The following is a 19,172-nucleotide window of genomic DNA, read 5'->3' on the forward strand; positions in this document are numbered from 1 at the left end:
CCCTCAGGCATACTGGCCGGGTGAAGAACGCGGTCAAGGCGTGGACCGTGGCAGCGACCGGCAGCGGACTGCCCTCGACCCTGCACGCGGTGATCACGCGTGGTGATCCGCTGGCGGCCACCCGAGCGGCGGGCACGCTGGCCCCCGGCGGCAAGGCCGGGCTCGTGCGCGGCGCGCTGGTCCACGGCCTGGTGTCGGCCGGCTGGACGGCCGCGCTGGCCTACGTGGACTCACGCCGGCCGCTGTCCGTGCGCGAAGGGGTGGCCGCGGGGGCGGCCATCGCGCTGCTCGACCTGGAGATCGTCGGCCGGCGCAACTCGGCGATCCGCGCGCTGCCGCGCGGGCCGCAGTGGCTCGACCACCTGGCCTACGGCGCGCTCACCGCACTGGCGCTCAAAGCAGCTCGGGCTTCAGCGCCGGCTCCGCCATCTCCTCGTCGAACGGGAACATCGGCCGCTCGATCCCGGCGTGCCCGAGGCGCAGCAGGTCTTGGTCGACGCCCCCGGGCGTGAGGGCCAGCAGCCAATCGGCGGCCATCTCGTACAGCTCCGGTTCCAGGTAACCGATTTTCACGATCACCACATCGGCTTCACGCGGCCGTAGCCCGAGCGCGAGGAAATCCGCCTCGAGGTGGTACGGCTTGCGCCGGGCCGTCACGATCACGCGCAGGCCGCCGACACCGAACGCCACGGCGGTTCCGGCGACCGGGTCTTCGGCGTCGATCGCCTCCACGCGGGCGGTCACCGGCACCGGACCGTGCGGGCCGGAGTCGACTTTTCCGCCCAGTGCCACCGAAACGGTGGCACCGACCCCGGCGGCCACCGCCGTCTCCACCGCTTCCGGGTCGACGATGGCCGCGTACAACGTGGTCAGCGCCGAGTCCACGATGGCCGGAGTGCGCAGCAGTACGTCGAGGCTCCAGGACGTGTCCCCCGCACCGCCGGCCGTCGGGTTGTCCCCGGAGTCGCTGACGAAAAACGGCCGCCGCTCCGACGCCACGGCCTGCGCCAGGCACTCCGGCAACGTGCCGGTGGGCGCCACGAACGCGAAGTCGCGGCGAGCGTCCCAATAGGACTTGGCGAGCCGCTCGGCTTCGCGCACCAGCACGTCTTCGTCATCGCCGGACACGACCACGGCGGCCTGGCAACGGGGTTCGTCCGCCCAGGCGTACCCGACCCAGATGGCGGCGTCGAGCACGCCGTCCAACGCCTCGATCTCGTCGACCGCCGCGTAGACGCTCTTCGCCGGTTCCAAGCGCGTGCTGGTCTTCTCGCCGGGCAGCAGCACCGGCACCTGCACCCAGGCCTTCTTCGGCTTGCCCCCTTCACGCAGGCGCGCAACGAGGTTGCGCGCCGCGCGTTCGCGCGTGTCCCACGCGTCGGTGTGCGGAGCCTTGCGGTAGCAGGTGATCAGGTCCAGCGCGGTGGCCAGCTCGCGCGAGACGTTGCCGTGCAGGTCCATCGACGCCGAGATAAGCACGTCCGGCCCCAGCAGCGCGCGGATCCGCGTGGCCAGCTCGGCTTCCACGTCGGTGCGCCCGACCACGCTCATCGCGCCGTGGATGTCGAAGAACAACCCGGCGAGGTCCTCGGCCGCCCCCACGCGGTCGAGGATCTCGCCGGACAGCTCGGCGTACGCGGCCTCGGTCACCGCACCGCCGGGCAGCGAGCGGGCGTGCACCAGCGGCACCCACTCGACGTCCTCGGTCCAGGAAGGACGGTTCTCGCGCAGGAAGGGATAGCGCGCCAGCAGGTCTTCGCCCCGGGTCACGTGGAAGTCGGCCACGGTGGAGCGGTGCGGGGAGAATGTGCTCGACTCGATGGCGATCCCCGTGATCCCGATCCGCACCTTCGTCATCGCTTGCTCCGTATCGCTTCGTCGAAAACCTCGTCCAGCACCAGCGCGCCCGCGCCGTAGAGCCCGGCGTCCGGGCCGAAGCGCACCCGATCGATGCGCAGTTCGCGGGTGGCCAAGGGAAGACAGCGCTCGTACAACGCGCCGCGCACGGCCGCCACGAACGCTTCCGAGCCCGACAGCGCGCCGCCGAGCAGCACCTCGTCGGGGTTGCCGAAGTTCACCACCGTGGCCAGCACCTCGCCGAGCTGCAGGCCCGCTCGCCGCACGGCCGTGGTGGCCGCGGGGTGGCCGTCTTCCGCCGTGGCCATCACCTGCGCGGTGTTGGTCACGGCCATGCCCTGCTCCCGCAGCTGCGCCACGAGCGCGGCGCCGCTCGCCACCGTCTCCAGGCAGCCGCGGTTTCCGCAGGAGCACGGCCGATCGCCGGCCGCGGGCACGCGCACGTGGCTGATGTCCCCGGCGACGCCGGCGCGGCCGCGGTAGAGCCGGCCGGTGACCACGAGCCCCGAGCCGATGCCGGTGCCCGCCTTCACCACGAGCAGCGTCCGCCCGGGCGGACCGGCCACGGATTCGCCCAGCGCCAGCAGGTTCGCGTCGTTGTCCACCGCCACCGGCACCTCGAAGTGCTCGCGCAACGCCTCACGCACCGCGAACCCGCGCCAGCCCGGCATGCGCGAGGGCAGCGTGATCGTGCCCGCGCCGACGTCGACCGGCCCGGGGAACGCGACCCCGATACCGAGTTGCCGGCCCGGACACCGCGCTTCGGCGGCGACCTCGCGCACGGCGGCCGCGAAGTCGGCCACGACCCGCGGTGGCTCGCCGCCGATATCCAGCGGCCGCTCGGCCACGTGCAGCAGGTTGCCGGCGATGTCCAGCGCGCCGATGCGCACGTGGCTCGACCCGACGTCGGCGGCCCACACGTGCCCGAACCCGGCGTTCACCGACAGCAGCTTCGGGCGCCGGCCCCCGGCCGAGCTGCCTTCCCCGGACTCGCTGAGCACGCCCGCGGAGATCAGGGCCTGCGTGCGCACGGACACCGTCGACTGCGGCAGCCCGAGCACCCGCGCGAGGTCCATCCGCGAGACGGCGTGCTCGTGGGCCACGAGCCAGAGCAGCCGCAGCAGACCGGCGGGATCCTGCGCCACGGCTGTCACCTACTCACTGCGAAAGCTACTTGCATCAACTTGGATGCAACTGTCCGGAAACTTGCTTCCGAAATCGCCTCTTGGCAATTTCCAACGCGCATGCGACATTACACGGCAACCAAGAACACGCACAGACCCTCGGTATCGACTTACACCAAGGATGTTGGAAGTGATGCGGATGGCTCGACACCGGTGGCGCGCCGCGCTCGGGGTCACGCTCGCCGCCGCGCTGGCGCTGTCCGGCTGCGCGACGAGCCGTGAGCAGCACGGCGGCGGCGCGGGCAAGCCGGTGACCGGCGGCACCGCGCGGTTCGCGCTGCCCCCGTCGGCGACCCCCAACTGGATTCTGCCGATCTCGATCCCCGGCTACGGCGCGAGCTACAACGGCGTGGTCCGCAACGAGCTGTACGTGCCGCTGTACAACTACGACGGCAGCTCGGGCTCGGTCACGCTCGACGATCCCTCCAGCGCCGCGAACCCGCCGAGCTACTCGGCCGGCGGCTCGACCGTGACCATCACGCTCAAGCCGCTCAGCTGGTCCGACGGCACGCCGCTGTCGAGCCGGGACGTCGAGTTCTGGCTCAACCTGGTGCGCGCGGGCAAGGACGACTGGGGCAAGTACTCCGAAGGCCTGATGCCCGACAACATCAAGGCTTTCCACCTGGTCGACGAGCACACCTTCACACTCACCCTCGACAAGCCGTACAACGCCGACTGGTTCACGGCCAACCAGCTCAGCCTGGTGGTGCCGATGCCGCAGAAGGCCTGGGACCGCACGAGCGCGGCCGGCCCGGTCGGCGACTTCGACCGCGACCCGGCCGGCGCCAAGCAGGTGTTCGACTTCCTGGTGGGGCAGGCGAAACAGCTCGGCACGTACGCCACGAATCCACTGTGGAAGGTCGTGAACGGGCCCTTCACGCTCGGCGGCTTCACCGCGTCGGGCCAGGTCACGCTGAACAAGAACCCGAAGTACACCGGCCCGGACGCGGCGAAGCTCGACACGGTGCAGTTCCTCACGTTCACCAGCTCTTCGGCCGAGTACAACGTGCTGCGCGCCGGCGGCGTCGACTACGGCTACGTGCCGACCACGAACCTCGGCCAGCGCCCGGAACTCGAGGCGCAGGGCTACCGGGTCGAGCCGTGGAACGGCTGGTCGATCACCTACTCGCCGTTCAACTTCAACAACCCGCAGCTGGGCAACGCGTTCAAGCAGCTGTACGTGCGCCAGGCCCTGCAGCGGGCCGTGGACCAGGACGCCATCACCAAGGTGATCTGGCGCGGCACCGCCCGCGTCGACTACGGCCCGGTGCCGCAGGACAACGACGGGAAGTACCTGTCGCCGCGGCAGAAGACCAACCCGTACCCCTTCGACCTCACCGCGGCGCGCAAGCTGCTCACCGACCACGGCTGGGCCCCGGGCTCTGACGGCGTGCTGCAGTGTGCGTCGCCGGGTAACGCGCCGGCGCAGTGCGGCGAAGGTGTCGCCGGTGGCACGCGGTTGTCGCTCACCATGCTGACCGAGTCGGGCTCCGACGAGACCGACGGCACCATGCAGGAGCTGCGCTCGGAGCTGTCGAAGATCGGCGTCGAGATGAAGATCAACGCGCAGCCGCTGAACACCGTGCTGGCCAACGGCACGGCGTGCAAGCCGCAAGAGCCGTCGTGCTCGTGGCAGCTGTCGTACTTCGGCACGCAGGGCAGCTGGTACTTCCCGGCCAACCCGAGCGGCGAAGACCTGTTCGCCACCGACGCGGGCACGAACTTCGGCAGCTACTCCGACCGCCATGCCGACGAGCTGATCACCGCGACCAACCGGGCCACCGGCGCCGAGCCGATGCTCGACTACAGCGCCTACCTGGCCGAACAGCTGCCCGTGCTCTGGCTGCCCAACCCGCCGTACCAGGTGTCGGCGATCGACACCGCGCTGCGCGGGGTGAGCCAGGATCCGCTGGCCGGGCTGCTGCCGCAGCGCTGGTACTGGACGAGGTGAGGACATGACCCGCTACATCGTCAAGCGGCTCGTGCTGGCCGTGGTCGTGGTGCTGCTGGTCACCGTGGTCACGTTCGTGCTGCTGCATCTGCTGCCCGGTGGTCCGGCGCGCGGCGTGCTCGGCGTCAAGGCCACGCAGGAGCAGATCGACGCGTTCAACCAGGCGCAGGGTTTCGACCAGCCGCTGCCCGTGCAGTACTGGGACTACCTGGTGCGCCTGCTCCACGGCGACCTCGGCGACTCGTACACGCAGAACTCGCCGGTCTCGACGCTGCTGGAAGAGCGCGTGCCGAAGACGCTGCTGCTCACCGCGATCTCCACGCTGCTCGCGATCGTGATCGCGCTGCCGGTCGGCGTGTGGCAGGCCGTGCGCCGCGGCAAGGCCGCCGACCACGTGACCACCGGCCTCACCTTCCTGCTCTACGCGACGCCGGTGTTCTTCCTGTCGCTGGTGCTGATCATCGTGTTCGCCCAGGTGCTGCCGTGGTTCCCGGCGCAGGCCGCGCAGGGCGAGACGATCGGCGAGCTGCTCTCGCAGCCCGGGTCGCTGGTGCTGCCGGTGGTCGCGGGCATGGGCGCGGCGCTGGCCGCGTTCAGCCGCTACATGCGGGCGTCCACTCTGGACAACCTCGCCGAGGACTACGTGCGCACGGCGAGGGCCAAGGGCACGCCGGAGCGCACGATCATCTGGCGGCACGTGTGGCCGAACTCGCTCACGTCGGTGGTGTCGATGCTCGGCTACTACGTGCCGGTGGTGTTTAGCGGCTCGCTGGTGGTCGAGTCGATGTTCAACTACCCCGGCGTCGGCCTGCTGTTCTGGACGGCCGCGCGCAACGCCGATTTCCCGGTGCTGCTCGGCGTGGTGCTGATCATCGCGGTGGCGACCGTGCTCGGTTCACTGCTCGCCGACGTGGTGCAGCTCGTGATCGATCCGCGCGTGCGGGTGAAGGGAGCGCGGTCGTGACCGTCCTTTCGCGGGTGTTCGCGCGGCGCACGCCGCTCATCGGCGCGATCCTGCTGCTGCTGGTGATCCTGTTCTGCTTCTTCGGCCCGCTGCTCTACGGCACGGACCAGTCGCACACCGACCTCGGCGCCGCGCGCCTCGGGCCTGGGAGCTCGCACCCGCTCGGCACCGACGACCTGGGCTACGACGTGCTCGGCCGGCTCATGGTGGCCGGGCGGACGTCGCTGATCATCGGCGTGCTGGCCGGGCTCATCGCCACCGCGATCGGCGCGGTCTGGGGCGCGCTCGCCGGCTACACCGGCGGCTGGCTCGACACCGTGCTCATGCGCGTGGTCGACACCGGCGTGGCGATTCCCGCACTGTTCCTGCTGCTGGTCGCGGCCACGCTGGTCACGCCGAGCGTCGGCGTGCTGGCGCTGATCATCGGCTGTGTGTCGTGGCTCGTGCCGGCGCGGCTGATGCGCGCGGAGACCGTGAGCCTGCGCGAACGCGACTACATCCGCGCGATCACGGTGCTCGGCGCGAGCCGCACCCGCGTGGTGTTCCGGCACGTGATCCCCAACGCCATCGGCACCGTGGTGGTGAACGCGACCTTCCAGATCGCCGACGCCATCCTGCTCGTGGCCTACGTGAGCTTCCTCGGCCTCGGCGTGCCCGCCCCGGACACCGACTGGGGCGCGATGCTGTCGAAGGGCATCACCTACACGTTCGACGGCGCGTGGTGGCTGATCCTGCCGCCCGGCATCGCGATCGTGCTCGTGGTGTGCGCGATCAACTTCCTCGGCGACGGACTGCGCGACGCGTTCGCGGTGAAGGGACGGCGATGAGCGAGGCGGTGCTCGACATCCGCGACCTGCGGGTGTCCTATGGGGACGGTGACCCGGCCGTGGCCGGCCTGTCGTTGACGGTGGCGCCGGGCGAGATCCTCGCCGTGGTCGGCGAATCGGGCTCCGGCAAGAGCACGGCCGCGCTCGCGGTGCTCGGTCTGCTGCCCGCGTCGGCCTCGGTCACCGGCTCGATCGAGCTGGCCGGGCAGCAGGTGCTCGGCTTGGCCGGTGAAGAGCTGCGGAAGCTGCGCGGCCAGGGCGCCGGCATGGTGTTCCAGGAGCCGATGACCGCGTTGAACCCGTTGCTGCGCATCGGGTTCCAGCTCGCCGAGGCGATCCGCAACCACGATCCCGCGCGGCGGCGGCACAAGACCTACTACCCGCGCTGCGTCGAGCTGCTCGACCGCGTCGGTGTGCCGGAGCCGGCGGCGCGGCTGAAGCAGTACCCGCACGAGCTTTCCGGCGGCCTGCGCCAGCGCGTGATGATCGCGATCGCGCTGGCCGCGCGGCCGAAGCTGATCATCGCGGACGAGCCGACGACGGCGCTGGACGTGACCGTGCAGCAGCAGATCCTCGACCTGCTGCGCGACATCCGCGACACCGAAGGCACGGCGACGCTGCTGATCACGCACAACATGGGCGTGGTGGCCGACGTCGCCGACCGCGTGCTCGTGTTGCGCTCGGGGAAGCTGGTGGAAGAAGCGCCGACGGCGAAGCTGTTCGCCGCACCGCAGGCCGACTACACCCGCGCGCTGCTGGCCGCGGTGCCCCGGCTCGGCGCGGCCGAGCACGACGCCGTGGCCGCGCAGCCGGCGACGGCGGTGCTGGCGATGCACGACATCGTGGTGGAGTACAGCGGAAAGCGGGCGGTCGACTCGGTGTCGCTGAGCGTCGGGCCGGGCGAGATCGTGGGGCTGGTCGGCGAATCGGGCTCGGGCAAAACGACGCTGGGCAACTGCGCGCTGGGCCTCGTGACACCGAAGTCGGGCCGGGTCGAAGTGCTCGGCGGCCCGCTGCCGCGCGGCACCGGACGCAACGCGCGGGCGGTGCGGCGCCAGATCGGCGCGGTGTTCCAGGACCCGGCTTCCTCGCTCGACCCGCGGATGACCGTGGCGCAGACCGTGGCCGAGCCGTTGGTCATGCACACCTCCGCCGGACGCAGCGAGCGTCGGCGCCGCGTGCGCGAGCTGCTCGACGCCGTCGAACTGCCCGAATCGCTGCTGGAGCGCTACGGCCACGAGCTGTCCGGCGGGCAGCGCCAGCGCGTGAGCCTCGCACGGGCGCTGGTGCTGGGACCGAAGCTGCTGATCGCCGACGAGCCCACGAGCGCGCTCGACGTGTCGGTGCAGGCCGTGGTGCTGGACGTGTTCAAGCGGCTGCACGAGGAGTTCGGCTTCGGCTGTCTCTTCGTGAGCCACGACCTGGCGGTGGTCGACAGCCTGTGTGACCGCGTCGCCGTGCTGCGCGGCGGTGAGCTGGTGGAACAGGGCCCGGTCGCGCGGGTGCTGCGTGAGCCGACGCATCCGTACACGCAGGCCTTGCTGCTGTCCTCCCCCGTGCCGGATCCCGCGGTGCAGCGCGGCCGCCGCGAGGCGCTGGCGGACGTGGACCCCGCGGCGTGAGCGAACTGTGGGCCGGCGTCGACATCGGCGGGTCGAAAACGCTGGTGGTGGTGTGCGACGCCGAGGGCCGTGCGCTGGCGTCGGCCACGGCGGACTCGGGCGCGCACCTCGGTGGCGCGGCGATCTTGGACCGAGCGGCCGCGTTGGTCACCTCACTGGCACCCGCCGGGTTGGCGGGCGTCGGCGTCGGTGCGGCCGGGGTCGTCGAGCCGGCGACCGGCACGATCGTGGTCACCGGCGACTCGTTCACCGGCTGGGCCGGCACCTCCGTGAACACGGACCTGTCCGCGCGGCTCGGCGGCGTGCCGGTGGTCACCGAGAACGACGTGAACGCGTTCCTGCTCGGCGAACTGTCCCAGGAGGACCGGCACGTGCTCGGCGTCGCGCTGGGCACCGGCGTCGGTGGCGCGGTGTACGTGGACGGTGCGCTGCTGCACGGCGGCGGCACCGGCGCCGGCGAGATCGGCCACGTCGGCACCTACGGGCCCGCGCCCTGCACCTGCGGGCAGACCGGCCACCTGGAGGCCTACGCGTCGGGCCGGTCGCTGGCCCGCCGCTACACCGAGGCGACGGGCGTGGCCCTGCCCGCGGAGTCCGTCGCGGCCGCCGCGCTGGCCGGTGACGAAGCCGCGCTCACGGTCTTCACCGACGCCGGCCGCTTCCTCGGCGAGGCCATCACCCACGCGTGCGGCCTGCTCGGCATCGCGACGGCCGTGGTCGGCGGTTCGGTCACGAACTCGTGGGCGCTGCTGGAAAAGCCGATGCAGGAGGCGCTGACCGAGCACCCCCTGCTGTCCGGCGCCCCGGTGGACGTGCGGCTGGCCCGCGGCGGCGCGAAGGCGGTCGCCCTGGGCGCGGTCGCCCTCGCGCGGACGGCGGTCAGCCGAGGCTGACTTCCTGGCCCGGTTCGAGCAGGTGCAGCCGCGCCGGCTTGCCCTCGAACGCGGCCGTGAGTGTGTCCGGCCCCTGCGTGAAGTGGCCCCAGCCCTGGAAGTGCAGCGGCACGACGTCGGTGGCCTGCAGCAGTTCGGCGGCCTCGGCGGCGGCCGTCGACTCCAGCGTCAGGTACGCGTCGATCAGCGGCGTGCGCGCGGCGCCGGCGAACAGCACGGCGATCGGCACCGGGCCGTAGCGCCCGGCGATCGCCCGCACGCGGTCGAGCGACGCGTTGTCCCCGCTCACGTACACGGTGGGCCGGCCGTCGGCCGACAGCAGGAAGCCGGTGACCTCGCCGACCTTGTCCTCGGCGCCTTCCGGGCCGTGCAGCGCCGGCACGCCGGTCACGCGGACGCCGCCGGGCAGGTCGACGTGGCTCCAGTTCGGCAGCGCCTGCGCGGTGCCGCCGAGGCGCTCGGCGGCCGAGGCCGTGGTGAGCGTGAGCGGCGCCGTCTCGAGGTAGGCGCGGCCGCCGTGGTCGAGGTTGTCGGCGTGCTGGTCGTGCGAAAGCAGCACCGCGTCGACGGCGCCGACCTCGGCCGCAGTCGCGACCGGGCCCATGGTCTTCACCAGCACGCGGTTGCCGATCGGGTACTCGCCGGCCTCGTCGAAGGTCGGGTCGGTGAGCAGCCGCACGCCGGCGTAGGTGATGAGCGAGGTCGGGCCGCCGAGGTGGCGCAGCGTGAAGGAGGTCATGACGACCATCCTGCCCCGGATCGCGCCCGGGCGGTGAGTGGCAGAGATGTCGGTCAGCGATGAGATCCTGCCAGCTACCCTCGAAGCCATGCAGAAGATCGCGCTGGTGCTCTTCGACGGCGCCCGTCTGTTCGACACGGCCGTGGTCGACGAGGTGTGGGGTGCGCGCAGCGGGCCCGACGTGGAGCTGCGGCGGTGCGCGGCCACCAAGGACCCGGTGGAGCTGGTCGGCGGCGCGGTGTTCAAGCCCGAGCGCACGTTCTCCTGGCTGCGCACCGCCGACGTCGTGGTGGTGCCCGGCCTGGCGAACCTCGACGCCGAGCCGTCGCCCGAGCTGCTGGCCGCCTTGCGCGCGGCGCACCGGGCCGGGGCGCAGGTCGCCGGCCTGTGCCTCGGCGCGTTCGTGCTGGGCGCGGCCGGTCTGCTCGACGACCGCCCGGCCGTCACGCACTGGCGCTTCACCCGCGAGCTCGCGCGCCGCCACCCGCGCGCCGAGGTCGACCCCGGCGTGCTCTTCACGGGTGCCGACGGCGTGTGGACCTCGGCGGGCGTCGCGGCCGGCATCGACCTGTGCCTGCACCTGGTGCGCCTCACGCTCGGCGCCGACGTCGCGGCGTCGATCGCGCGCTCCATGGTCACGGCGCCGTTCCGCTCCGGCGGCCAGGCCCAGTTCATCACCGCGCCGAGCCCGGCCCGCGACGAGGAACCGCTCGCCGCCGTTCGTGAACGAGCGCTGCGGGAACTGCGCCGGCCGCTCACCGTCGCCGAGCTGGCGGGCTGGGCGGCGATGTCGGAGCGCACCTTCGCGCGCCGCTTCGTCGCCGAGACCGGCACCACGCCGCTGCGCTGGCTGCTCGACCAGCGCATCGCCCGCGCGCAGCAGCTGCTCGAGAGCTCCGACCTGCCGGTGGCCGAGATCGCCGGGTGCTGCGGGTTCGGCTCGGCGGTGTCCTTCCGCCAGCACTTCACGCGCCACGTCGGGATCGCGCCGAGCCGCTACCGCACGGACTTCCGGCCGGCTACGGCGTCAGCGTCCAGGTGACCGTGTCGGTGTAGGCGTGGCCGCCCTTCACACCGCTCACCTTCACCACGTTCTTGCCGGGCGCGAGGGTGACCGGCCAGGTGTAGATGTGGTCGGGTGACGCAGCGGGCGCGCCGACGGGCGTTCCGTTCAGGGTGAGCGAAACCGTGTCCACGCCGTTGCCGTACGCCTTCACCGTGGTCGCGGCTTCGGTGCGCGAGGTCCAGCGGCGGCTGGTCAGGTAGACGAACGGCGTGGTCGTCCAGTTGGCCTTGTACCAGTAGAAGGCGTCCTTGCGGGTCTGCCGGTCGTAGGTGACCAGGCCTTTGTCGTTGCGGCCCAGGGTGTCGCCCTCGGTGCGGCCGTCGGAGGCGAAGTCGAACATGTTCCACACGAACGTGCCCCACAGGTAGGGCCGCGTTTCGATCTGCTTCCACGAGTTCTCGTGCACGAAGGTCTCGTACTCCTCCGGGTGCACGCGCGACGGGATCACCGGCGGCTTCACGGTGGAGTTCTCGACGTGGTCGAACACGCTGCCGCCGGCGCCGTACTCGCTGATCGCGATCTTGCGCGCCGGGTCGGCCGCGTGGAGCTGGTCGGTCCAGGGGCCGGGGCCGGGCGCGGACAGGTCGTACCAGCCGTAGTACTTGTTGTAGGCCGCGAGATCCGCGTGGCCGGACACGGCGTCCTGGCCACCCTTGTGGTTGGCGTACACGGAAAGCCGCGCCGGGTCCTCGGCCTTCACCTGGTCGGCGAGGTCCTGCAGGATCCCGTTGGTCACCGCGTCGTTCTTGGCCTGCTCGTTGCCGATGCCCCAGAACGCGATGGACGGGTGGTTGAAGTTCTGCCGGATGAGCTCGGACATCTGCTGCGTGGCGTTGGCGCGGAACGCGGCGCTGTCGGTGATGCCGTTCACGAGCGGGATCTCGGCCCACACCACGTACCCGCGCTGGTCGGCGAGGTCGTACACGTGCTGCGACTGCTGGTAATGCGCGGTCCGCAGCGCGTTCACGCCCATCTCGTCCATGAGGTCGAAGTCCTGGTCGCGCTGCCGGTCGGCCACGGCCCAGCCCTCGTCGAGGCGGTCCTGGTGGGCGTTCACGCCGTGCAGGGCCAGGTGCTGCCCGTTGAGGAAAAAGCCCTGGTTCGCGTCCACAGTGGACGTCCTGAGGCCGAGCGGCTGGCTCACGGTGTCGGTGACGCGGCCGGTGCGCGCGTCGAGCACGTCCACGCTCGCGCGGTACAGGTACGGGTCGGCGGTGCCCTGCCAGCGGTGCGGATCGGTGATGGCCAGCTGCTGGGCCACGTCGAGATCGCCGGTGATCCGCTGCGGCTCGGACATCGTGCGCGTCACGACCCGGCCCCGCGCGTCGGCGACGGTCGTGCGCACCCGGACGTCGCGAGGGGCGCCGGAACTGTTGCGCACCTTGGTGACCACGTCGACCAGCGCCTGCTCGGCCGTGACCGAGCGCTGCGTGAGGTAGAAGCCCGGGCCGCCGAAATCGTCGAGCCGCACGGCGAGCGGATCGACCGCCACGAGCGAGACGTCGCGGTAGATGCCGCCGAAGAACGTGTAGTCGGCGCTGAGCGGGGCCACGTCGGCCTGCGCCGAGTTGTCCACGCGCACCGCGATCACGTTGTCGCGCCCGGGTTTCAACGCGTCGGTGGCGTCGAAGCGGAAGGTCGCGTAACCGCCGCGGTGCTGACCGAGGTGCACGCCGTTGACCCACACGTCGGCCACTGTGTTCACGCCGTCGAACTGCAGCCACAACCGCTTGCCGGCCAACGCCTTCGCCGGGGTCACGTGTTTTCGGTACCAGCCGGCGCCCCGGTAGTAGTTGCCGCCGCCGTCCTGGCCGTCGAGCGCGTTCCAGGTGTGCGGCACGCTCGTGCGCGTCCACGACGAGTCCGCGTACCCGGGCTGCTCGGCACCCGGCACGTCGGCGCGCACGAACCGCCACCCGGCGTCGAGGTCGGTCTCGCCGCGCGTCACGCCGCCCGCGCGCGGCGCCACCTCCGCCGAGATCGCCGGGGTGACGGACAAACTCAGGGCCAGGGCCAACACCACGGGCAACCAGCGCCGCACGACACACCTCGTCATTCACAGATATGAACGGGGTTCAACAGATTGAACGGACTGTAAGCGGCTCGTCACAGCGTCGTCAACGCGTCAACCGGACAAACGCTCCGGAGGTGGTGGAAGCAGTACCAAAGTTCTGAACCGCGTCCGCGCACTGGTCCGCACAGGATTCACCAGAAGTGATCGCACGGTCACGCCTCGTCGCCGACCTGAAGCAACGGGAAACCGGAGGTATGGTCTGCCGGGTCGGCGTAGGGAGGCACCGGCGTGGGCCGTGCGACGGAGCACACAGTGGACCCCCCAGACTGCTGACATACGCCCACTTGGTCTATACCATTCGAAGGTCAGTGATCCACTACCATGCAGTGGTCCGGGATCACGGCGGCGCAGCCCACGAGGGGGACCCCATGCCCGCCATCAGGCGAAACATCGTGCCGCTCAGGTACTCCGACCCGAGCGTGGTCGCGTATGTCCGGAGCCCGGCCGACTGGCTCGTGTCCAACTGCGGCTGGATCCGCGGCCGCGAGGGCGTGCTGCTCGTGGACACGTGCGGTACCGAGCGCGACACCCTCGACCTGGTCAAGGACGTCCGCAAGTACTCGACCGTCGAAATGCCGCTCACGCTCGTGCTCACCCACGCCCACGGCGCGCACCACAACGGCGCCGGCGTGGCCCTGCGCAACGGCGGGCGCATCCTCGCCGCCGAGTCGGCCGTGTCGGCCGTGCGCGCGGGGCCGCAGCGCTACGAGGACACTTTCGACTGCGAAAACTGGGGCACGCTCGAAGCGCCGAAGCCCGAGGCGGTGCACGCCGTGATCAAGCCGCGCGAGGTCGACCTCGGCGGCGTGACCGTGGAGGTCGTGCCGTTCCCCGGCGTCGCCCACACCGACGGCGACCTCGTGGCGTTCGAACCCAAGACCGGCACGCTGTTCACCGGCGACCTGCTCTCGGTCGGCTCCACGCCCATGGCGATCCACGGCTCGATCCCCGGCTGGCTCGACGCGCTTTACTGGCTGGACAAGACTTTCCCGACGGTCCGCACCTTCGTGCCGGGCCACGGCGCGCTGAGCCACCCGGGCAGCTTCCCGGTCGCCGTGCTGCGCACCTACCTCAACTGGCTGCTCGACGCCACCACGCCGGCCGCACCGGATTTCGCGGAGCTCGCCACGATCGCCCGCCGCCGCTGGCCCACGTGGGCCAACCCCGAACGCCACATCGGCAACCTCATGCGCGCCCACGCCGAACAGCACGGCCGGCAACTCCCGGAGAAAACCGCCCTGCGCGCCATCCTGGACGCCGTGGGCGGCAAGATCGACCTCGACGCGCGGCTGGGTCTTTGAGCGAGTGGTCGAGAAGTCGATCTCGCCAGAGCAGTTGATGACCGACGAGTACGCCCACGATCCACAACCTGACCGACGAACAGATCATGCGGACAGCCATGCTGGCCAGGTTCACCGTCGACTTCGCCTCGGCCACCCGGCTCGACCTCGCCGACCTGGCCGACGAACCCACCTGACCTTGAGCACCCCGGCCGCGAGCAGCTTCTCGACCGCGTGGCTAAGACCCGGTGACCCGCCGCCGCAGGCCTGAGGGCGTGACGCCGAACTCCGCGCGGAACGCGCGCGAAAGCCACGGCTGGTCCGTGATCCCCCAGCGCGCCGCGACGGCTGCGATGCTGCGGCCCGCGAGCAGGGGGTCGGTGAGGTCGCGGCGGACCGCGTCGAGGCGGAGCTTGCGGACGGTGCCGCCGAAGGTTTCGCCCGAGTCCTCGAACAGGCGGTGCAGCGAGCGTGGCGACATGTGCAGCGCCGTGGCCACCGCGGCCGGCGAGAGGTGCGGGTCGGCCAGGTGCACGCGGACGTGGTCGAGCACGCGTTCGCGCAGCACCACGTTCGCGTGGCCCGCGGGGAGGTCGGTGCCCTCGGCGAAGGCGCTGCCGAGGGTGGCCGCGAGGAGCGCCACGGCGGCCTCGCGCAGCCGCACCGGTGGGCCTTCGGCCAGGGTCTCGCGCTCGTCGAGCGCGCTGCGCAGGTACGACGCGAACACTTGCCCGACGCCGCGGCCGGTGGGGAACCGGTGCTCCATCATCGCCTCGAGCGTGGACTCCGGCAGGCCGAGCACCTTCCGCGGCACCGTCATCACGGCGCAACGGAACTCCCCGTGCAGCGTGAGCTGGTACGGCCGGCGCAGGTCGTAGAGCGCGAAATCGCCGAGGTCGAGCGACACGCGCCGCCGGCCCTGTTCCACGAGCGCGGAGCCGCGCTCGATCAGGCAGATCTTCAGCAGGTCGACGCTTTCCGAGTGCGCGGTGCGCGAGGTGCGGCGCACCACCTGCGTGGTGCCGCGCACGTCGTACATGCCGACGTCTCCGAGCTGCATCACCGCCAGCGCTCCGAGGGGCAGCTCGCCGTTGTCGTGCCGCTCGGCGTGCAGCCCGGCGAAGGCCTGGGCGAGCTCGTGGCTCCACAGCTCGTTGCTCAGCCGCTCGACCGGCCGACTTCGCCCCATCAGCTTCTCCCAGGTCGTTCTGGGTGCAGTTGATCCAGCATACGCCGAGGAACAACAAATCTGGCGCGCTGCGACAACTGTTGTGTAGAGCTTCGGTCCACGCTGTGGTTCGCGCCGCAACGAGGCGGCGCCGAAGTGGCCGAGGAGTCTTGCGGTGAAGCACGTACACGACGCGCTGTTCATCGGCGGAGAATGGACGGCGCCGTCCACCGACGCCACCATCACCGTGCTGTCGGCGAGCACGGAAGAAGCCATCGGGCAGGTACCGGAAGCCGGGCCCGCCGACGTCGACAAGGCCGTGGCGGCCGCTCGGGCGGCGATCCGCGACCCGCAGGGCTGGGCCCACTGGGAGCCGTCGGCGCGCGCCGACGTGCTCGACCGTTTCGCCGGGGTGATGGCCGAGCGCAGCTCCGAGTTCGCGCAGTTGGTGAGCGCCCAGAACGGCATGCCGATCGCGAGCGCCGCGATCCAGGCCGAGACCGGGTATCCGGCGGGCCTGCTGCAGATGTACGGCGGGATCATCCGCGAGCAGCCGGTGGAGGAGACCCGCCAGGGCGCCTTCGGTGGCAACGTGGTGGTCCGGCGCGACCCGGTGGGGGTGGTCGCGGCGATCGTGCCGTGGAACTACCCGCAGACGCTGCTGTTCTTCAAGCTGGCCCCGGCGCTGGCGGCCGGCTGCTCGATCGTGATCAAGCCTTCGCCGGAGACGGTGCTCGACACGTTCCTGCTGGCCGAGGTGCTCAAGGACCTGGGCCTGCCGCCGGGAGTCGTGAGCATCGTGCCGGGCGGGCGCGACCTCGGCGCGTACCTGGTGAAGCACCCCGGCGTGGACAAGGTCGCGTTCACCGGCTCCACGGTGGCCGGCCGCGCGATCGCCTCGGCGTGCGCGGAGCTGCTGCGCCCGGTCACGCTCGAGCTGGGCGGTAAGTCGGCCGCGATCATCCTCGCCGACGCCGACGTCGCCGGCAGCGTCGAAGGCCTCTTCGTGGCCACGATGATGAACAACGGCCAGACCTGTTTCCTCGGCACCCGCGTGCTCGCGCCGCGCAGCCGCTACGCCGAGGTCGTGGACGTGCTCACGGACATGGCGTCGGGTGCGGTGGTCGGCGACTCGCTCGACACCGGCACCGCGATCGGCCCGATGGCCAGCTCGGCGCACCGCGCGCGGGTCGAGGGCTACATCGCCAAGGGCAAGGCCGAAGGCGGCCGCGTGACCACCGGCGGCGGCCGTCCGAACGGCCGCGACGTCGGCTGGTTCGTGGAGCCGACGATCTTCGCCGACGTGGACAACTCCGCCACGATCTCGCGTGAGGAGATCTTCGGCCCGGTGCTGTCGGTGATCCCGTACGCCGACGAGGACGACGCCGTGGCCATCGCCAACGACTCCGACTTCGGGCTCGGCGGCACCATCTGGACCACCGACACCGACCGCGGCATGTCCGTGGCGCGGCGGGTGGAAACCGGCACGATCGGCGTGAACACGTACCTGCCGGACCCGGTGGCGCCGTTCGGCGGGGTGAAGGCGAGTGGCATCGGCCGGGAGCTGGGGCCGGAGGCGCTGGGGAACTACCAGCAGTTCAAGACGATCTACCGCACGGCCTGACCAGCCGCAAAAAAGGGCGCCTTGGGGGAATCCGATTCCCGCAAGGCGCCCTTCCCGGCTCACGCCGGAACCGACCGGCTCAGCCGAGGTACTTCTTCAGGTCGTCGAGCACGTGGTCGGCGCCGATCGGCCCGAGGCCGAGGAACCACACCTCGTCGTTCACGCGGATGGCCTGCTTCGCCTTCACCGCGCTCAAACCGTTCCACAGCCCGCTGCCCGTCACGGCCTTCTCGTCGGCGTTCGGGCCTGCGCCGTAGCTGGAGTAGAAGATCCAGTCGCCGTTGGCCTCGTCGATGCGCTCGCGCGAGATCTGCTTGGCCAGCTCGGTGATGTGCTGGTTGTCCGGGCGCTGCAGGCCGACGTCCTTGAAGATCACGCCGATGAACGACAGGTCGCCGTAGATCCGGATGCCGGTGGAGTGGAAGCGCAGCAAGGAGATCTTGGGGTTGCCCTTGATCCCGGCCTTCACCTCGTCGGCCTTCTTCTGATACGCGTTGAGCGCCGCCACGGCCTTGTTCTCCTGGCCCAGCGCCGCCCCGATCAGCAGCAGGTTTTCCTTCCACGGGAAGCCCGGGCGGATGCTGAACACCGTCGGCGCGATCTTCGACAGCTGCGGGTACAGGTCGTTGGCGCGCAGCTTGCTGCCGAGGATCAGGTCCGGCTGGAGCGAAGCGATCTTCTCGAGGTTCAGGTTGTCAGTGCTGCCGATCGTCGGGATGCCCTTGGCGCGGTCGGCGAGGTAGCTCGGCACGCCGGTCTGGCCGGCGGTCGTGGCCATGCCGACGGGCGTGACGCCGAGCGCCAGCACGTCGTCGAGCTCACCGCTGTCGAGCACGATCACCCGCGTGGGTGCCTTCTCGATCTTCGTCTGGCCCAGCGCGTGGGTGACCGTGCGCGGGAAGACGCCGGGGCCGACGTCGGCCTTGAGCTTGGCGGTCTCGGTGTCGGCGGTGGAGAACAGGCGGCCGCCGGTGGCGACGTCCTTGTCCCCAACCCCCGAGGTGGTCGTGTTGGCGGGCTGGCTGCACGCGCCCAGGAGCGTGGCGGCGGCGAGGACGCCGACGACCTTGGTCCATCTGGCCATCGTGAGGTGTTCCTTCCTAGGGCTGTGTGGTGGGGGTGCCGGCGCGGTGGCGGCCGATCGGGACGACCATGGGGGTGCCGGACACGGGATCGGCGATGATCCGGCACGGCATGCCGAACACGTCCTCGACGAGTTCGGCGGTGAGGATTTCGCCGGGGGCTCCCTCGGCGGCGATCGACCCGTTTTTCATGGCGATGAGGTGATCGCCGTAGCGGGCCGCGAGGTTCAGGTCGTGAAGCACGATCACCACGGTGGTTCCGTCGTGGTGGTTGAGGTCCGCGAGCAGGTCGAGCACCTCGACCTGGTGGCTGATGTCGAGGAACGTGGTGGGCTCGTCGAGCAGCAGCAACGGGGTGCGCTGCGCGAGCGCCATCGCGATCCACACGCGCTGGCGCTGCCCGCCCGAGAGCTCGTCGACCGGCCGCGACGCCAGCTCCACGGTGTCGGTGGCCAGCATCGCGCGCGCCACGGCGTCGTCGTCCTCGGCGTTCCAGCGGCGGAACACACCCTGGTGCGGGTAGCGGCCGCGGCCCACGAGGTCGGCCACGGTGATGCCCTCGGGCGCGGTCGGCGATTGCGGCAGTAGGCCGAGCACGCGCGCGACGTCCTTGCTGCGCAAGGAAGAGAGACGTTCGCCGCCGAGGAAGACCGCGCCAGACGAGGGCGCGAGCAGGCGGGCGAGGCCGCGCAGCAGCGTGGATTTCCCGCACGCGTTGGTCCCCACGATCATGGTGACCTTGCCCTCGGGGATGCGCACCGAGAGGTCCTTCACCACGGTCACCGGTCCGTAACCGAGCTCGAGACCTTCGGTGTGCAGGCTGGGTGTCGTCGCTTTCACG

16 protein-coding genes are annotated in these 19,172 nt (G+C 71.2%); 9 read left to right on the forward strand and 7 right to left on the reverse strand.

Annotated elements, in window-relative coordinates:
* The first annotated feature begins 20 nt into the window (after window positions 1-20).
* Window positions 21-512 carry a hypothetical protein gene (locus VSH64_RS27145; protein ID WP_326565537.1) on the forward strand — a complete coding sequence of 164 codons (492 nt, stop codon included), beginning with the start codon at window positions 21-23 and terminating at the stop codon, window positions 510-512.
* Here the strand turns inward: VSH64_RS27145 and VSH64_RS27150 are convergent.
* Both VSH64_RS27150 and VSH64_RS27155 read right to left on the reverse strand, forming a co-directional pair.
* Entirely contained in the window at window positions 394-1,857 is a 1,464-nt protein-coding gene (locus VSH64_RS27150; RefSeq protein ID WP_326565538.1) for a M81 family metallopeptidase, read from the reverse strand. The two genes, VSH64_RS27145 and VSH64_RS27150, sit on opposite strands and share 119 nt — an antisense overlap.
* On the reverse strand, window positions 1,854-3,002 hold the full coding sequence (locus VSH64_RS27155; RefSeq protein ID WP_326565539.1) for an ROK family transcriptional regulator: 1,149 nt from the start codon (window positions 3,000-3,002) through the stop codon (window positions 1,854-1,856). The genes VSH64_RS27150 and VSH64_RS27155 overlap by 4 nt, the downstream gene beginning before the upstream one ends.
* A gap of 178 nt (window positions 3,003-3,180) precedes the next feature.
* On the opposite strand from VSH64_RS27155, the gene VSH64_RS27160 reads away from it, so the two are divergent.
* Genes VSH64_RS27160 through VSH64_RS27180 form a run of 5 tightly spaced genes read left to right on the forward strand, consistent with a single transcriptional unit; the run spans window position 3,181 to window position 9,298 of the window.
* Window positions 3,181-4,992, forward strand: a complete 1,812-nt coding sequence (locus VSH64_RS27160) for a peptide ABC transporter substrate-binding protein (RefSeq protein ID WP_326565540.1) — start codon at window positions 3,181-3,183, stop codon at window positions 4,990-4,992.
* A 4-nt stretch (window positions 4,993-4,996) separates the two neighbouring features.
* Window positions 4,997-5,956: an ABC transporter permease gene (locus VSH64_RS27165; RefSeq protein WP_326565541.1), complete on the forward strand. Its 960-nt coding sequence runs from the start codon at window positions 4,997-4,999 to the stop codon at window positions 5,954-5,956.
* Window positions 5,953-6,783, forward strand: a complete 831-nt coding sequence (locus tag VSH64_RS27170) for an ABC transporter permease (RefSeq protein WP_326565542.1) — start codon at window positions 5,953-5,955, stop codon at window positions 6,781-6,783. The genes VSH64_RS27165 and VSH64_RS27170 overlap by 4 nt, the downstream gene beginning before the upstream one ends.
* Complete coding sequence (locus tag VSH64_RS27175; RefSeq protein WP_326565543.1) at window positions 6,780-8,405, forward strand: ABC transporter ATP-binding protein; 1,626 nt, start codon at window positions 6,780-6,782, stop codon at window positions 8,403-8,405. The genes VSH64_RS27170 and VSH64_RS27175 overlap by 4 nt, the downstream gene beginning before the upstream one ends.
* Complete coding sequence (locus tag VSH64_RS27180) at window positions 8,402-9,298, forward strand: ROK family protein (RefSeq protein WP_326565544.1); 897 nt, start codon at window positions 8,402-8,404, stop codon at window positions 9,296-9,298. Before VSH64_RS27175 ends, VSH64_RS27180 begins: the two co-directional genes overlap by 4 nt.
* Here VSH64_RS27180 and VSH64_RS27185 read toward each other — a convergent pair.
* On the reverse strand, window positions 9,285-10,037 hold the full coding sequence (locus VSH64_RS27185) for an MBL fold metallo-hydrolase (RefSeq protein WP_326565545.1): 753 nt from the start codon (window positions 10,035-10,037) through the stop codon (window positions 9,285-9,287). The genes VSH64_RS27180 and VSH64_RS27185 overlap by 14 nt on opposite strands.
* Before the next feature lie 88 nt (window positions 10,038-10,125).
* On the opposite strand from VSH64_RS27185, the gene VSH64_RS27190 reads away from it, so the two are divergent.
* A complete protein-coding gene (locus VSH64_RS27190; protein ID WP_326565546.1) occupies window positions 10,126-11,079 on the forward strand; it encodes a GlxA family transcriptional regulator in 954 nt (317 codons plus the stop codon).
* Here the strand turns inward: VSH64_RS27190 and VSH64_RS27195 are convergent.
* Window positions 11,057-13,144 (reverse strand): glycoside hydrolase family 2 protein, encoded by a 2,088-nt coding sequence (locus VSH64_RS27195; RefSeq protein WP_326565547.1) that lies wholly within the window; start codon window positions 13,142-13,144, stop codon window positions 11,057-11,059. The genes VSH64_RS27190 and VSH64_RS27195 overlap by 23 nt on opposite strands.
* A 401-nt stretch (window positions 13,145-13,545) precedes the next feature.
* Here VSH64_RS27195 and VSH64_RS27200 point away from each other — a divergent pair, with 401 nt between their 5' ends.
* Window positions 13,546-14,478 (forward strand): MBL fold metallo-hydrolase, encoded by a 933-nt coding sequence (locus VSH64_RS27200; protein ID WP_326565548.1) that lies wholly within the window; start codon window positions 13,546-13,548, stop codon window positions 14,476-14,478.
* A gap of 217 nt (window positions 14,479-14,695) precedes the next feature.
* Here the strand turns inward: VSH64_RS27200 and VSH64_RS27205 are convergent, their stop codons facing one another.
* Window positions 14,696-15,646 (reverse strand): AraC-like ligand-binding domain-containing protein, encoded by a 951-nt coding sequence (locus VSH64_RS27205; RefSeq protein ID WP_326565549.1) that lies wholly within the window; start codon window positions 15,644-15,646, stop codon window positions 14,696-14,698.
* 154 nt (window positions 15,647-15,800) lie between these two features.
* On the opposite strand from VSH64_RS27205, the gene VSH64_RS27210 reads away from it, so the two are divergent.
* Entirely contained in the window at window positions 15,801-17,249 is a 1,449-nt protein-coding gene (locus tag VSH64_RS27210; protein ID WP_326565550.1) for an aldehyde dehydrogenase, read from the forward strand.
* A gap of 79 nt (window positions 17,250-17,328) precedes the next feature.
* Here VSH64_RS27210 and VSH64_RS27215 read toward each other — a convergent pair whose 3' ends face one another.
* Together VSH64_RS27215 and VSH64_RS27220 are read right to left on the reverse strand one after the other, a co-directional pair.
* Complete coding sequence (locus VSH64_RS27215) at window positions 17,329-18,333, reverse strand: ABC transporter substrate-binding protein (RefSeq protein WP_326565551.1); 1,005 nt, start codon at window positions 18,331-18,333, stop codon at window positions 17,329-17,331.
* Between the two features lie 16 nt (window positions 18,334-18,349).
* The gene (locus VSH64_RS27220) at window positions 18,350-19,171 is read right to left on the reverse strand and encodes an ABC transporter ATP-binding protein (protein ID WP_407655563.1); all 822 of its coding nucleotides are present in this window, start codon (window positions 19,169-19,171) and stop codon (window positions 18,350-18,352) included.
* Window position 19,172 lies beyond the last annotated feature (1 nt).

The sequence above is a fragment of the Amycolatopsis rhabdoformis genome, assembly GCF_035918295.1.
Lineage (GTDB): Bacteria > Actinomycetota > Actinomycetes > Mycobacteriales > Pseudonocardiaceae > Amycolatopsis > Amycolatopsis rhabdoformis.

Excerpts from the sequence above, each read along its gene's own strand:
- VSH64_RS27165 (WP_326565541.1), top strand. The coding sequence starts at position 4,997 with ATGACCCGCTACATCGTCAAGCGGCTCGTGCTGGCCGTGGTCGTGGTG.
- VSH64_RS27150 (WP_326565538.1), bottom strand. The coding sequence starts at position 1,857 with ATGACGAAGGTGCGGATCGGGATCACGGGGATCGCCATCGAGTCGAGC.
- VSH64_RS27205 (WP_326565549.1), bottom strand. The coding sequence starts at position 15,646 with ATGGGGCGAAGTCGGCCGGTCGAGCGGCTGAGCAACGAGCTGTGGAGC.
- VSH64_RS27175 (WP_326565543.1), top strand. The coding sequence starts at position 6,780 with ATGAGCGAGGCGGTGCTCGACATCCGCGACCTGCGGGTGTCCTATGGG.
- VSH64_RS27190 (WP_326565546.1), top strand. The coding sequence starts at position 10,126 with ATGCAGAAGATCGCGCTGGTGCTCTTCGACGGCGCCCGTCTGTTCGAC.
- VSH64_RS27200 (WP_326565548.1), top strand. The coding sequence starts at position 13,546 with ATGCCCGCCATCAGGCGAAACATCGTGCCGCTCAGGTACTCCGACCCG.
- VSH64_RS27160 (WP_326565540.1), top strand. The coding sequence starts at position 3,181 with ATGGCTCGACACCGGTGGCGCGCCGCGCTCGGGGTCACGCTCGCCGCC.
- VSH64_RS27185 (WP_326565545.1), bottom strand. The coding sequence starts at position 10,037 with ATGACCTCCTTCACGCTGCGCCACCTCGGCGGCCCGACCTCGCTCATC.
- VSH64_RS27215 (WP_326565551.1), bottom strand. The coding sequence starts at position 18,333 with ATGGCCAGATGGACCAAGGTCGTCGGCGTCCTCGCCGCCGCCACGCTC.